Source organism: Citrobacter sp. wls718 (genome assembly GCF_005280945.1).
Taxonomy (GTDB): domain Bacteria; phylum Pseudomonadota; class Gammaproteobacteria; order Enterobacterales; family Enterobacteriaceae; genus Citrobacter; species Citrobacter gillenii.
Genome location: NZ_SZWV01000072.1, coordinates 22,149 through 35,743, shown reverse-complemented (window position 1 = coordinate 35,743; position 13,595 = coordinate 22,149). Strand labels below are relative to the sequence as shown.

General features: G+C 52.0%; 13 protein-coding genes. 5 read left to right on the top strand and 8 right to left on the bottom strand.

The annotated features are described in order from the left end of the window. Positions 1–164 precede the first annotated feature (164 nt). From FDW95_RS14655 to FDW95_RS14645, 3 genes are all read right to left on the bottom strand, one after another. Positions 165–605, bottom strand: a complete 441-nt coding sequence (locus FDW95_RS14655) for a GNAT family N-acetyltransferase (protein WP_115258074.1) — start codon at positions 603–605, stop codon at positions 165–167. A 130-nt stretch (positions 606–735) separates the two neighbouring features. Then, complete coding sequence (locus tag FDW95_RS14650) at positions 736–1,440, bottom strand: class I SAM-dependent methyltransferase (protein ID WP_115258073.1); 705 nt, start codon at positions 1,438–1,440, stop codon at positions 736–738. Between the two features lie 156 nt (positions 1,441–1,596). After that, a complete protein-coding gene (locus FDW95_RS14645) occupies positions 1,597–2,049 on the bottom strand; it encodes an NUDIX domain-containing protein (protein WP_115258072.1) in 453 nt (150 codons plus the stop codon). Positions 2,050–2,720: 671 nt separating this feature from the next. On the opposite strand from FDW95_RS14645, the gene FDW95_RS14640 reads away from it, so the two are divergent. Then, positions 2,721–4,337: an FAD-NAD(P)-binding protein gene (locus FDW95_RS14640; protein WP_115258071.1), complete on the top strand. Its 1,617-nt coding sequence runs from the start codon at positions 2,721–2,723 to the stop codon at positions 4,335–4,337. 74 nt (positions 4,338–4,411) lie between these two features. On the opposite strand, the gene FDW95_RS14635 is transcribed toward FDW95_RS14640, so the two are convergent. Next, positions 4,412–4,846, bottom strand: coding sequence for a DoxX family protein (locus FDW95_RS14635; RefSeq protein ID WP_115258070.1), 435 nt, complete (start codon positions 4,844–4,846; stop codon positions 4,412–4,414). 151 nt (positions 4,847–4,997) lie between these two features. Between FDW95_RS14635 and poxB the strand changes: the two genes are divergently transcribed. From poxB to FDW95_RS14615, 4 genes are all read left to right on the top strand, one after another. Then, positions 4,998–6,716: a ubiquinone-dependent pyruvate dehydrogenase gene (gene poxB / locus FDW95_RS14630; protein ID WP_115258069.1), complete on the top strand. Its 1,719-nt coding sequence runs from the start codon at positions 4,998–5,000 to the stop codon at positions 6,714–6,716. A 36-nt stretch (positions 6,717–6,752) separates the two neighbouring features. Further along, positions 6,753–7,754 (top strand): low-specificity L-threonine aldolase, encoded by a 1,002-nt coding sequence (ltaE, locus tag FDW95_RS14625; RefSeq protein ID WP_115258068.1) that lies wholly within the window; start codon positions 6,753–6,755, stop codon positions 7,752–7,754. Between the two features lie 10 nt (positions 7,755–7,764). Further along, positions 7,765–9,195: an SDR family oxidoreductase gene (locus FDW95_RS14620; RefSeq protein ID WP_115258067.1), complete on the top strand. Its 1,431-nt coding sequence runs from the start codon at positions 7,765–7,767 to the stop codon at positions 9,193–9,195. A 98-nt stretch (positions 9,196–9,293) separates the two neighbouring features. Beyond that, the gene (locus tag FDW95_RS14615; protein WP_096756546.1) at positions 9,294–10,307 is read left to right on the top strand and encodes an NAD(P)-dependent oxidoreductase; all 1,014 of its coding nucleotides are present in this window, start codon (positions 9,294–9,296) and stop codon (positions 10,305–10,307) included. Here FDW95_RS14615 and FDW95_RS14610 read toward each other — a convergent pair. From FDW95_RS14610 to FDW95_RS14595, 4 genes are all read right to left on the bottom strand, one after another. Continuing rightward, complete coding sequence (locus tag FDW95_RS14610; protein WP_096756545.1) at positions 10,304–11,134, bottom strand: N-acetylmuramoyl-L-alanine amidase; 831 nt, start codon at positions 11,132–11,134, stop codon at positions 10,304–10,306. The two genes, FDW95_RS14615 and FDW95_RS14610, sit on opposite strands and share 4 nt — an antisense overlap. After that, positions 11,131–11,454, bottom strand: a complete 324-nt coding sequence (locus FDW95_RS14605) for a heavy metal-binding domain-containing protein (protein WP_096756544.1) — start codon at positions 11,452–11,454, stop codon at positions 11,131–11,133. Before FDW95_RS14605 ends, FDW95_RS14610 begins: the two co-directional genes overlap by 4 nt. 119 nt (positions 11,455–11,573) lie before the next feature. Beyond that, positions 11,574–12,872, bottom strand: a complete 1,299-nt coding sequence (locus tag FDW95_RS14600) for an AppA family phytase/histidine-type acid phosphatase (RefSeq protein WP_115258066.1) — start codon at positions 12,870–12,872, stop codon at positions 11,574–11,576. 285 nt (positions 12,873–13,157) lie between these two features. Then, on the bottom strand, positions 13,158–13,331 hold the full coding sequence (locus tag FDW95_RS14595; protein ID WP_096756542.1) for an addiction module toxin, GnsA/GnsB family: 174 nt from the start codon (positions 13,329–13,331) through the stop codon (positions 13,158–13,160). Between the last annotated feature and the right edge of the window lie 264 nt (positions 13,332–13,595).

Here is a 13,595-nt window from a genome sequence, read left to right as displayed (position 1 = left end):
GTCTACCGGGGTGGGGTCAGTCCATCTCCTCAGTGATTTTGTCTATTAAAGCTAGACTATTCTCTGTAGGAAATATGTCTGCTCTTCGCTCACAGCGGACCTTCAGCTCAGTCAGCAATGTCCGCTACGTGCCAGGAGCGGATATTAAAGAAGAGGATCTTTGCTTAAACGCAGCGGGGTTTCTCCAATCTAATATCAGATTCACTAATATTTTCTTTTTTAACCCAACCCAGTCGCATGTAAAATTTTGCCGCACGACTGTTTTTGTCGGTTTCAAGCCAGACTGCCTTATGGTGTTTGAATAATTCCTGCTCTGCGAGGTCAACAAGGCTGCGACCTACACCTCTGCCTTCATATTCAGGGAGAACAAAGACCGCAAAAAGACATCCTTCATCTGGCAAAATCATCGAGAAACCAATCACTTTTCCGTCATCTACGGCAACCCATGCGCAATGACTTTTCTCAATCATATCGGTGACAACGCTCTCGGTAATTCCCATCTGCTCCATTTCTTCTCGACTGAGATGATTTTCTTTAACCGAAGTTCTGACTTCAAAAATACCCTCTATATCAGTGGATAGAGCTAATCTTGTCCTTATATTCATTTGTCTTATTCCATGCTTGAGACAGTTTAGTTTTGATGATCAGGCAGTGATATTCTCTGAAGATATAGAATCCTGAGTAAAATTGCCGCTGATGTCCGCCTCTTGCTCAAAGCGGATCCAACGTCAGCTTTTAACCACTCGATACTTGTTGCAAATCACCGAGTGATGAGTTCACCGAACATACCAGTGTGGCATGATCCCACCACGCATTGTTATTCACTCTTATTGCAAGCACGTTAAATTGTGCTTTCTGTATCTCATCAATTAAAGCCGGGAGTGGTTTCAGAGTACGCCAGGGTTGACCATCTTTCACTAAATGGTGCCTGACCGGATCATAAGAACTAATGTCGGCCGAATAACCGGGGGTTCCGCACATGGAACTGATCACAAAACGACCTCCGGATTTGAGCAATCTCTTCACCTCTGCGAAAAAGAGAACCCGGTCATTATCTATCAGGCAATGCAAACAACTGCCGTCAATAATCAACTCAAACGTTGAGTCCTTACATTGATGTATACAGCAAACATTTCCGACAAAAAATTGTGCGGAGTTACAAGCTTGCTGAAAACGCTTTTCTGCCCATCTGATAGCAGTCTCAGAAAAATCCACACCCCACACAGAATACCCTCGTTCAGCAAGGGACTGTGATGCCATAGCTCCGTTACCACACCCCATTTCAAGTACCGACGCACCTGACCGGGGTAAATAGTGATGTAAATTGAGCCAATGAAAGATTTTTTCCTGCTGTTTTTTTGCCCTAATATAACCTTCGCCAGCCCAAGCGACAGCTCCGTTTGCTATCAGTTGCCTGTATTGATTTTCATAGGGATTCATATTGAAGACGCCTTTTTTGCAACAATCCGCTTCACGTTTTACGCCATTTGTCGATGAAGTGAAGTTTATGGGCCTGGGTGCCAGTAATATCAGTAGACTTCACGACTCTTCAAGGGCCGCTTCATTCCAGAAGCGAAATCCAAGCCGTTCAGAGGGTTAAGTGCTGGGAAAGCCTTCAAGTATGTTAATTATCAAATCGAGTGGGAAGATGATTTCATTGGTCTGTCTGAGCTCTTCTAAGTTCCACCAGTAGTGATCGCGAATGACTTCTTTTTCGTTGTTACTCCAACCTGATCGGTCAATATCTGATTTATCTGCACTAATAATAAAGAAACGTTCTTCAGCAAGAACGTTTTCACCACTTGGCAGCATCATAGGGAAGGTTCTGGAGGCTATTTGTGGTCCTGTAGTTCTTCTTGTCAGGCCCGTTTCTTCAAATAATTCACGTAACGCCGCCTGCTCAAAAGACTCGTTGTGCTCAAGTCCTCCCCCTGGCGTTGCCCAGTATGTTTTCCCTTCCAGAGCATCATCTTTATGGCAGAACCTGAAGAGCAGAACATGATTTACAGGTGAAAGGACTATCAATCGAGAGGCAGGGCGAGTACGCATATCTTCCCTCTTAAATAAAATTTAAACTCTTATTTCGGATGTTCATCTAAACATAAATTGCAGTCTGCAAGTACACATTGAGAATACTTTTTCTTGCCACGTCAACTGCGTTTATCGTCTTCTCTTTGCTCAAAGCAGACTGCCATCAATCACTAAATTTTTTGAAAAAATTGGTACTCTTCGTAAAGGTCTTCTTGAGTTCGACATTTTCCAGCATCAACACCGCCGCCTAAAAAATCCAGCCAATCGCTGGGTTCAGATTGCTGACAAAAGTATCTTCGGGTAGCCCGGCCGAACGAAGTGACGCCGGGAACGTCCCAGGAGTCGGTACTGATGCACCTCGTCCGGGCTACTCGGGGATGCCCCCTGATACCGCCCCTTCCTTTATCCCACTGCTTTCACCGCCAACTTCGGTATCAAACCCGGGCTCCGGCCACCCCTTGCCGCTCAAATTCAGCGCAGGCGTGCTGGTACGCGGTTAGGTACATAACCTATGGCGTAAAGACTTTTATTTTTAACAGGTTACTGAGAAATTGGTGAATCTGTGTGGGGATCGTAGTCGCAAAAAGGTGAGCATAAACATTTCACCCCTCAATTTTTCAACCACAATTAACATTCACAAACTAATCAATATCCCCGACCATCGTCGAGCTTTTCAAAAAAGGATCCCCATGAAAAAAGTGGCCATCGTCGGCGTCGGCCCCACTGGAATCTATACCTTCCATGCCCTGGTTGAACGCGGTGAACCGATGACCGTGCAACTCTACGAGCAAGCGGAAGAAGCGGGTGTGGGCATGCCTTACAACAACGACAATAACGCGGACCATATGCTGGCGAATATTGCCAGTATTGAAATCCCGCCGATTTACATCACCTATCTGACGTGGCTACAAAACCAAAGCGATGACTACCTGACACAATTTGGTATAGAACGCACGTCATTGCATGAACGGCAATTTTTACCCCGCGTGATCCTTGGCGACTATTTTCGCGATCGCTTTTTAGCCATTGTCGATAAAGCCCGTGAGTCCGGTTTTGAGGTTTGTGTTCATGAGTCCAGCGAAGTCACCGATCTGCGCGCAAACCCGCAGGGTGTTACGTTGTGGGTAAACCACGCACCACAACCTGTCGAGGTGGATTTTGCAGTTATCGCCACCGGCCATCTGTGGCCTGAGGGAGACGACACACCACGTGAGTTTTTCCCCAGCCCGTGGACCGGCCTGATGGACGCACAAATTAACGCCTGCAGAGTGGGCATTCTGGGTACGTCGTTAAGCGCTATCGATGCGGCAGTAGCCGTGGTCAGTCAACATGGCGCCTTCACCACCGATGCTGATAACACCCTCCATTTTACGCGCAACCCAGGTAGCCAAAGCCTGAAGTTGACTCTGATGTCACGCAGCGGTGTGCTGCCGGAGGCCGATTTTTACTGCCCTCTCCCTTATGAACCGCTGAACATCGCCACCGGTCAGGCGATTGAACACGTCATTGAGCAGGGCCAACGCGGATTACTGGATCGCCTCTTCTTGCTTATCGTCAAACAGCTGCAAGACGCGGCACCGCAGTGGAGCCAGCAGATAGCGCTTGAGACGCTGACGGCCGATACGTTTTCTGACATCTATTTTGCTGACCGAATTCAGCACAATCCTTTTGACTGGGCGAAACGCAACCTGCAGGAAGTCGAACGCAACAAGCGAGAGCAACGCACCGTCACGTGGCGCTATACCCTGCTGCGGCTGCATGAGGTTATCGAACAGGTCGTGCCTCATCTTGACGATGGCGACAGAGAACGCTTCAAGCACGGTCTGGCACGCGTGTTTATCGATAACTATGCGGCGATCCCTTCGGAATCCATTCGCCGCCTGCTGGCGCTGCATGAGGCCGGGTTAATTGAAATCCTCGCGCTGGGCTCAGATTATCAACGCCAAAATGAGCAAGGTATGACGGTTATTTACCACAACAATCAGCGTAGCGAATTTGATGTGTTTATTGATGCCCGAGGGCAAAAAGCGTTGAAGAGCAAAGATATCCCGTTCCCCACGTTGCGCCATCAACTCCTCGCCTGTGGTGATGAGATCCCGGATATCAGCGAAAATTATACGCTGCGTGCGCCAAAGGATGCCTGTGGTCGCATCGCCTTTGGCGGGCTGCCATGGCTAATGCACGACCGCCCTTTTATTCAGGGTCTGGTCGTCAGCGCTGAAATCGGCGCAGCGATGGCAAACGCCCTGACACAAGGCACGGTGGGACGTCGGCGAAAACGCTGGGACCGTAACGAGGAAGACTAACGACCTGATAGAATCAGGAGGCGAGCAGCAATGTAACTACGTTGTCGCCTCCGCATTTGTCGTCCGATGGCAAACTAGCGCCAGGCCGACTGACCGCCCAATGCGTATTTTCCGGCACCCAAAAATGCCACCGCCAGTGCGCCAATAAAGAAATACACCAGACTTTCAATAGCCCATGCGCCGGTTTTATCCAGCGACCAGGTTTCGCCCATTCCGACCATCAGCCACGCGACAACCATAGTGAATGCCAACCCTAACGCAGCCGGACGCGTCAGAATGCCGAGAATAATCAGGCACGGTGCCAGCACCTCGCCAAGCAAAACGCCGTAGGCAATGAAACCCGGAAAACCTTTCGCTATTAGCATGCCGCTAATGCCATCAATTCCGGCAAACAGTTTATGCAGACCGTGAAACAGCATCAGTCCCCCCACCGCCAGGCGTAACAAAAACTTGCCAAAGTCCTCATGCGTCAGCATGCGATTTACTGCATTTAATAAGTTCCTAACCATTTGAATTCATTCCTTGTTTGCCATGTCCACAGTCAAGCTACGCGTTATCTTCGTCAAATGTAAGCTGCCGAAAATAAGGGGTAATGAGAAGCATAACTATTATCTTCATCTAAACTTGTAACCGGTATCACATTAAAGGAGATGGAAAACCATGAAACAAACGGTTGCCGCTTTTATTGCTAAAACGCTTGAACAGGCTGGTGTGAAACGTATTTGGGGCGTAACGGGTGATTCACTGAATGGTCTTAGTGACAGTCTTAATCGCATGGGAACGATCGACTGGATGCCAACCCGGCATGAAGAAGTTGCCGCCTTCGCCGCAGGCGCGGAAGCGCAACTGACCGGTGAACTGGCGGTGTGTGCCGGTTCATGTGGACCGGGAAACTTGCACCTGATTAACGGCCTGTTTGATTGCCACCGCAACCATGTCCCAGTGCTGGCGATTGCCGCACATATCCCCTCCAGTGAAATTGGCAGCGGCTATTTTCAGGAGACCCACCCGCAAGAGTTGTTCCGCGAATGTAGCCACTATTGCGAGCTGGTTTCCAGCCCTGAACAGATCCCACAGGTGCTGGCGATTGCCATGCGCAAAGCAGTGTTAAACCGCGGTGTGTCAGTCGTCGTGCTCCCGGGCGATGTTGCGCTCAAAGCCGCGCCGGAAAGTGCCAGCACGCACTGGTATCATGCGCCGTTACCGGTGGTCACCCCGGCGGAAGAAGAGATGAGAAAACTGGCGCAGCTGCTGCGCTATTCCAGCAACATTGCGCTGATGTGCGGCAGTGGTTGCGCGGGTGCGCACAAAGAGCTGGTGGAGTTTGCCGCAAAAATCAAAGCGCCGATTGTCCACGCCCTGCGTGGCAAAGAGCACGTCGAATATGACAACCCCTACGATGTGGGTATGACCGGACTGATCGGTTTTTCATCCGGTTTTCATACCATGATGAATGCCGACACGCTGCTTTTACTGGGCACCCAGTTCCCCTACCGCCCCTTCTACCCCACCGACGCCAAAATTATTCAGATTGATATCAATCCGGCAAGCATTGGTGCGCACAGCAAGGTGGATATGGCGCTCGTTGGAGATATCAAAGCCACGCTGCGTGCCCTGCTGCCGCTCGTAGAAGAAAAAACCGACCGCAAATTCCTCGATAAAGCCCTGAGTGATTATCGCGAGGCGCGCAAAGGACTGGATGATTTAGCCAAACCCAGCGAAAAAGCCATTCACCCGCAGTATCTGGCGCAGCAAATCAGCCACTTCGCCGCTGATGACGCCATCTTTACCTGCGATGTCGGCACCCCCACGGTGTGGGCCGCGCGCTATCTGAAAATGAACGGCAAGCGCCGCCTGCTCGGGTCGTTTAATCACGGGTCGATGGCGAACGCCATGCCGCAGGCGCTGGGTGCACAGGCAACGGAACCCGGACGCCAGGTGGTCGCCATGTGCGGCGACGGCGGCTTCAGCATGCTGATGGGCGATTTTCTTTCGGTGGTGCAGATGAAGCTGCCGGTGAAAATCATCGTGTTCAATAACAGCGTGCTGGGCTTTGTCGCAATGGAGATGAAGGCCGGTGGGTATCTGACCGACGGAACGGAACTGCACGACACCAACTTTGCCCGCATTGCCGAAGCCTGCGGGATCACCGGTATCCGCGTGGAAAAATCGTCGGACGTCGATGAGGCGCTGCAAAGAGCGCTGTCGATTGATGGCCCGGTGCTGGTCGACGTGGTGGTCGCGAAAGAAGAGCTCGCCATACCGCCGCAAATCAAACTCGAACAAGCGAAGGGTTTCAGCCTGTATATGCTGCGCGCTATCATCAGCGGACGCGGTGATGAAGTGATCGAACTGGCGAAAACCAACTGGCTAAGGTAAAACAGTGGGCATTACCTCACTTAAAAAGGAATGCCCGTGATCGACCTACGTAGTGATACTGTCACCCGCCCGAGTCGCGCCATGCTGGAAGAGATGATGGCGGCCCCGGTCGGGGACGACGTCTACGGCGACGACCCTACCGTCAATGCCCTTCAGCAGTATGCCGCTGAACTTTCTGGTAAAGAAGCGGCTATTTTCTTACCGACCGGCACCCAGGCAAATCTGGTGGCGCTGCTCAGCCACTGTCAGCGCGGCGAGGAGTACATCGCAGGCCAGGGCGCGCATAACTATTTATACGAAGCCGGTGGTGCCGCGGTGCTCGGCAGCATTCAGCCACAGCCTATCGACGCCGCGCCGGATGGCACGCTGCCGCTGGACAAAGTCGCCGCTAAAATCAAAGCCGACGATATTCATTTTGCCCGTACCCGCCTGCTCAGCCTGGAAAACACCCATAACGGCAAAGTGCTGCCGCGTGAGTATTTGAAGGAGGCCTGGGAATTCACCCGCGAACGAAATCTGGCGCTGCACGTTGACGGCGCGCGTATTTTTAACGCCATCGTCGCCTACGGTTGTGAGCTTAAGGACGTCACCCAATATTGTGACTCGCTCACCATTTGCCTCTCCAAAGGGCTGGGGACGCCGGTCGGGTCACTGCTGGTCGGCAGCCATGATTACATCAAACGTGCGATTCGCTGGCGCAAGATGACCGGCGGCGGTATGCGCCAGGCCGGTATTCTGGCGGCTGCCGGGCTGTATGCGCTCAAAAATAACGTGGCGCGTTTGCAAATTGATCACGACAACGCTGCCTGGATGGCAGAACAATTGCGTGAAGCGGGTGCCGACGTTATGCGTCACGACACCAATATGCTGTTTGTCCGCGTGGGTGAAGAACACGCTGCTGCGCTGGGCGAGTACATGAAATCTAAAGACGTGCTGATTAACGCCTCGCCGATTGTGCGTCTGGTGATGCATCTGGACGTTTCGCGTGAACAACTTGCTGAAGTCGCCGCTCACTGGCGTGCTTTTTTAAACCGCTAAGGAGACCGGCGTGCCGCAACGGATTTTGGTACTTGGCGCCAGTGGTTACATTGGTCAACATCTGGTAAAAGCGCTCAGCCAGCAAGGGCATCAGGTACTGGCGGCGGCACGTCGCATCGAGCGACTGGACAAACAGCAACTGCCCGGCGTCAGTTGTCATAAGGTTGATTTAAACGAACCAGATACCCTGACGCCGCTGCTAGCCGACGTTGATACGGTCTATTACCTGGTGCACGGGATGGGTGAAGGCGGTGATTTTATCGCCCACGAGCGTCAGGTGGCGCAGAATGTCCGCGATGCCCTGCGCCATACGCCAGTCAACCAGCTGATTTTCCTGAGCTCCTTACAGGCCCCCAAGCATGAACAGTCCGATCACCTGCGCGCACGGCAGATAACGGCTGACACGTTGCGCGAATCTGGCGTCCCGGTTACGGAGTTACGGGCGGGTATTATCGTCGGCGCGGGCTCTGCGGCCTTTGAGGTGATGCGTGATATGGTCTACAACCTGCCGGTACTCACCCCACCGCGCTGGGTACGATCGCGTACCACACCGATTGCGCTGGAGAACTTGCTGTACTATTTAGTTGCGCTGCTGGCGCACCCGGCAAACGGCCACCGCGTACTCGAAGCGGCGGGGCCGCAGGTATTAAGCTATCAAGAGCAGTTCGAACATTTTATGGCGGTCAGCGGCAAGCATCGCCTGCTTATCCCCATCCCTTTCCCGACCCGCTGGATTTCAGTGTGGTTTTTAAATGTGATCACCTCGGTTCCACCGACGACCGCCCAGGCGCTGATACAGGGCCTGAAACACGATCTGCTGGCCGATGACACCGAACTGAGGGCATTGATCCCCCAAAAGCTCATCGCCTTTGACGATGCGGTACGCAGCACGCTGAAGGAAGAAGAGAAACTGGTCGACTCCAGCGAGTGGGGATACGACGCGCAGGCCTTTGCCCGCTGGCGACCGGAATACGGCTATTTCGCCAAACAGGCCGGGTTTAGCGTCGAGACATCCGCCAGCCTGAAGGCGCTGTGGCAAGTGGTGAATCGCCTCGGCGGCAAAGAGGGCTATTTCTTTGGCAATATTCTGTGGAAGACGCGCGCAGCCATGGATCTGCTGGTGGGGCATAAACTGGCAAAAGGTCGGCCGGAGCGTCCGCTTTTACAGGTCGGCGATACCGTGGATAGCTGGAAGGTCATTATCGTCGAACCGGAAAAGCAGCTAACACTGTTATTTGGTATGAAGGCGCCAGGACTCGGTCGTCTGAGTTTTAGCCTGGAAGATAAAGGCGATCACCGTCGCATTGACGTCCGCGCCTGGTGGCACCCGCACGGTATGCCCGGTCTGTTCTACTGGCTGCTGATGATCCCGGCTCACCTGTTTATTTTCAGGGGGATGGCAAAGCGTATCGCCAAACTTGCAGAACAAATCACAGACTAAAGACAAAAAGAGGCTGTATTCTTTCATGTTTCCCATTGCATACAGGCGTAATTCACGGAAGAATGCGCACGAAGTTCTATTAAACACAGCGGATTGATATGAAGGTACTGGTTACCGGAGCCACCAGCGGCTTAGGCCGAAACGCGGTTGAGTTTTTACGCAAGAAAGGCATCAGCGTCAGAGCTACCGGTCGCAACGAAGCGATGGGTAAGTTGCTGGAGAAAATGGGCGCAGAATTTGTGCATGCGGATTTGACCGAGCTGGTCTCTTCGCAAGCAAAAGTGATGCTCGCAGGCATCGACACGCTGTGGCACTGTTCCAGTTTTACCTCGCCGTGGGGAACACAGGAAGCCTTTGACCTGGCTAACGTCCGCGCCACCCGCCGTCTGGGCGAGTGGTCGGTTGCCTGGGGCGTGCGTAACTTTATTCATATCTCCTCCCCGTCGCTCTATTTTGATTATCACCACCATCGCGATATCAAAGAGGACTTTCGCCCACACCGCTTCGCCAACGAATTCGCCCGCAGTAAAGCAGCCGGCGAAGACGTGATTGCGCTGTTAGCCCAGGCCAATCCGCAAACTCGCTTTACGGTACTACGTCCGCAGAGCCTGTTTGGCCCGCATGATAAAGTTTTTATCCCCCGCCTGGCGCACATGATGCATCACTATGGCAGCGTCCTGCTCCCACACGGCGGCAGCGCACTGGTGGATATGACCTACTATGAAAATGCGATTCACGCGATGTGGCTGGCAAGTCAGGAAGCCTGTGACAATCTGCCATCAGGTCGAGTGTATAACATTACCAACGGTGAGCATCGCACGCTGCGCAGCATCGTGCAGAAGCTGATTGACGAACTGAATATTGATTGCCGCATCCGCTCCGTGCCTTATCCAATGCTGGACATGATTGCCCGCAGCATGGAGCGTCTGGGGAATAAATCGGCGAAAGAACCCAAGCTCACACACTACGGTGTCTCAAAGCTCAATTTTGACTTTACGCTGGACACCACCCGCGCCCAGGAAGAGCTGGGTTATCAGCCTGTCGTGACGCTGGATGAAGGGATTGAGCGTACCGCGGCCTGGCTGCGCGACCACGGTAAGCTGCCGCGTTAACCTTGCCCGTATTTCTCCAGTAGCGCTTCGGCAATGGCCTGCGTTTCGGCATCCGCCACGCCGTTCCACAACGCCGGGCGGAAGTGCATCTGGAACGCCATAATCACCCGCTGCTGTTCACGCGGCGTCAAGTCCGGTTTCACCTCGTAGCCGTAGCGCGACAGCAAATCAAGTAACGATGCGGTGTCCACCGGCGTATGGGGTGCGCGTCCGCCAAGATAAAACGCGACGCGCTGAGCATCCGGCCAGGCGCCAATACCCTGCGCCGCCAGTTCACGCCACGGAAACAGCGGGCCGGGATCGTCTTTACGCTGCGGAGCGATATCCGCATGCGCCACCACGTTCTGCGCCTTGATGTCGTAGCGGGCAATAATGTCCTTTGCCAGCGGGATCAACGCCTGGATCTGCGTCGCTTCAAATGGCGCAAAATATTTCACGCCCGCTGATTTTTGCCAGCCACGGTTTTCCAGTTCAATTCCAATCGACGTGTCGTTAATCCGCGTAGCGCCTCGCCAGAAGCTGATCCCTGCATGCCAGGCCAGATCCTTTTCCGGGACCAGCTGCCAGATCCGCGGCTTGCCGCCGTGCAGCGGTGGTACTGCCGGGATCAGATAGTGCGAGCTGACGTTTTTATCCGTCAGCGTGGCCAGCGATGAGTCAAAATCATCAGCCGTGTAGTGAATTACCAGCACTTTAATGCGTGGATATGCCGCCTGCGCCTGGCGTCGGGTATCCAGTTGATACCCGTCTTTGTCAACAATACCTGACTCGCGCGCACAGCCCGTCAGTAACACGGCAAATGCCAGCAGCCATAACAGACGCTTCATCGGCGAGTTTTCACCGCAGTACCGCTGACGCTCACCATCAGCATGCTGCCATCTTTACCCACGGTTTCGTAATCAATATCAATACCAACGACCGCATCTGCTCCCAACGCTTTCGCCTGTTCGCCGAGTTCCTGAAAGGCAATTTCACGCGCTTTGCGCAGCTCTTTTTCGTATGAGCCAGAGCGACCGCCGACAATATCCCGGATCCCGGCAAAAAAATCGCGAAAGATATTCGCGCCTAAAATCGCTTCACCGGTTACCACACCGCAGTATTCCACGATGCTTTGCCCTTCCAGCGTAGGGGTGGTCGAAAACTGCATGGTATATCTCCTTATTACGCTAACAACGCTGCCTTAAGGCATTATCGAACCGATACCCTATCATTGAAAGGTTCCGATTGTTTAATTTTCAACATGATCGAAATGATGCAATAAAAATATTATTTCTCAGCACATTCGGACACGCGAACGGAATCAATCAGTGCAGAAAAACTTTTTAATGAGCACATTCCCTGCGTATTTTTCTCATCGCAGGCCGCTAAGGGCAGCACAATTTTTCCGGGAGGCGATTGCAACGACAAAGGTTGCATATCACGCATTTCCTGCAATGTCTGATACATAAAAGAAACCTGCACCCAATCAGAATGATCGCTAACCCGTTTCCACCTTTCGAAAACAAACTCTCCACCCGGCGGCGTATTATCTGGCTGACCGGGCAGAGACACGTTAAGGCCTAATGCCCCGCTGATATTGGCAAGATTGGTGTCATGCCCCGCAATAAACAACAAAGAGACGGGCAACTGAATTGCGTATTTATTTTCTGTTGCCCCCTGTGTTACGAGCGCTGTACGTATCAAATCAAGTAACGGTGTGGCCCTGCTACGGGCAACCTCCGGGGTTTTCTGCAGAAGGTCAAACTGCGCATTGTGCAGACTTAATAATGTACGCCATTCTTTATCGCCATGAATACGCCCCCAGGCCACCTGCGACATCCCTTGTGCTTGTTGCAGCAGGAAGATTTCCGTCAGGGTTGAAGCCAGTCCCCATGAGCCTGACAACGATACATTTTCAGGAGAGACCTTGAGTTCAGCAGGTAAGACGTCGGTTAGCGTACACTGTGCAGACTGCCCGGCTGCTTGACACTTTTCTGACTGGGAGAAATTTAACACCCGCTCCAGGGCTTGAAATGCGGGTTGGTAGTGGCGCGTGTACTCATCAAGACTTCCGCCAGCCCGGGTCAGGATGGCCTCTTTCACCTGCGATGTGTTCAGCGAACACTGCCCCGCCTTGATGGGATTAAAAAGGGGATCAGATTTTGACTTATCTTGTTGATAATGAACCTGTACTTTACATTTCGGGGCCAGTCCTGCCAGGAATGCTTCACCCGTTTTACGGGTACGTTGATCGCTATCGGCAATGACCGCGACCTGCCCTGCCGTTGGACACGTTTTATTATCCAGCAGACCTTTGTCCGCCAGGCGTAAACGTTGATACCGTCCTAATTCAGTAATGAGTGCCCCGCCGCGAGGAGTCAACCACCCCAGAGGAACGTCCCATTGCGGCCAGCGGTCGGGAGTGACTTGCTGCATAAGCGGCGTGAACTTTGTCGGTGCCCTGACGCCATGACGACTGACGATGACAACACGCTCAAGCTGCATTCCGCTCTGTTCATCGGCGCGTAATGAAACAGGGGCCAATATAATCGTTAAGAACAATAAACGAATGATCAGTGTACTCATTACCAGCACCACCTCGTCGTTAATGAATAATCAGAAGCCCGCACACGACAGGACGAACGTCTTATCTTGTCGACAGCCAAATCATCCTACGCCTGTGATAATAAATATCCACCAGGATGAAATACTGGGTTATCGCGTACGGCTGAAATTCACACACTTTTGCCACCGCCTCGTTCACACACGGAAGAGATCACACTTATAATTTCATTTTGAAATTATAAAAATAAAAAGCACCGCCTCAGCTGGACGGCGATGCTTTAACGCATACTGGATGGTATTTGAAAATTAGATCAACTTAATTTTAATGTCATAACTTTCAAGCCCGGTCATTTTCTCACGAGCGATAAACTGAATATCGGAAACTTCTTTCCCGGTCTTTTTCTTCAGCTCAACAATTTTCTTTGTGATGAACTCAGATATATCCGCTTCAGTTTTATTTTTTAATTTCTCGACGTCCATTATGCACCTCTTCTGGTCTGTAACGGCATCAACGCGCCAGTAGATAGTATTATCTGTATAACCATGGATATCTATAAACTATACGATAAAAAGATTCAATAACCCAGGCGCAACTGGTCATTACACACCCAGAAATTGTTTGCATATTAAACGATAAGAGAGGGGCTGAAGGCAGGTTCGCAGTAAACGATGTTCTGGCATCACGACAACAACGTCAAGATGACGATCTCACGATAAACAGGTAGGGTCATCTGTTAAGTCATT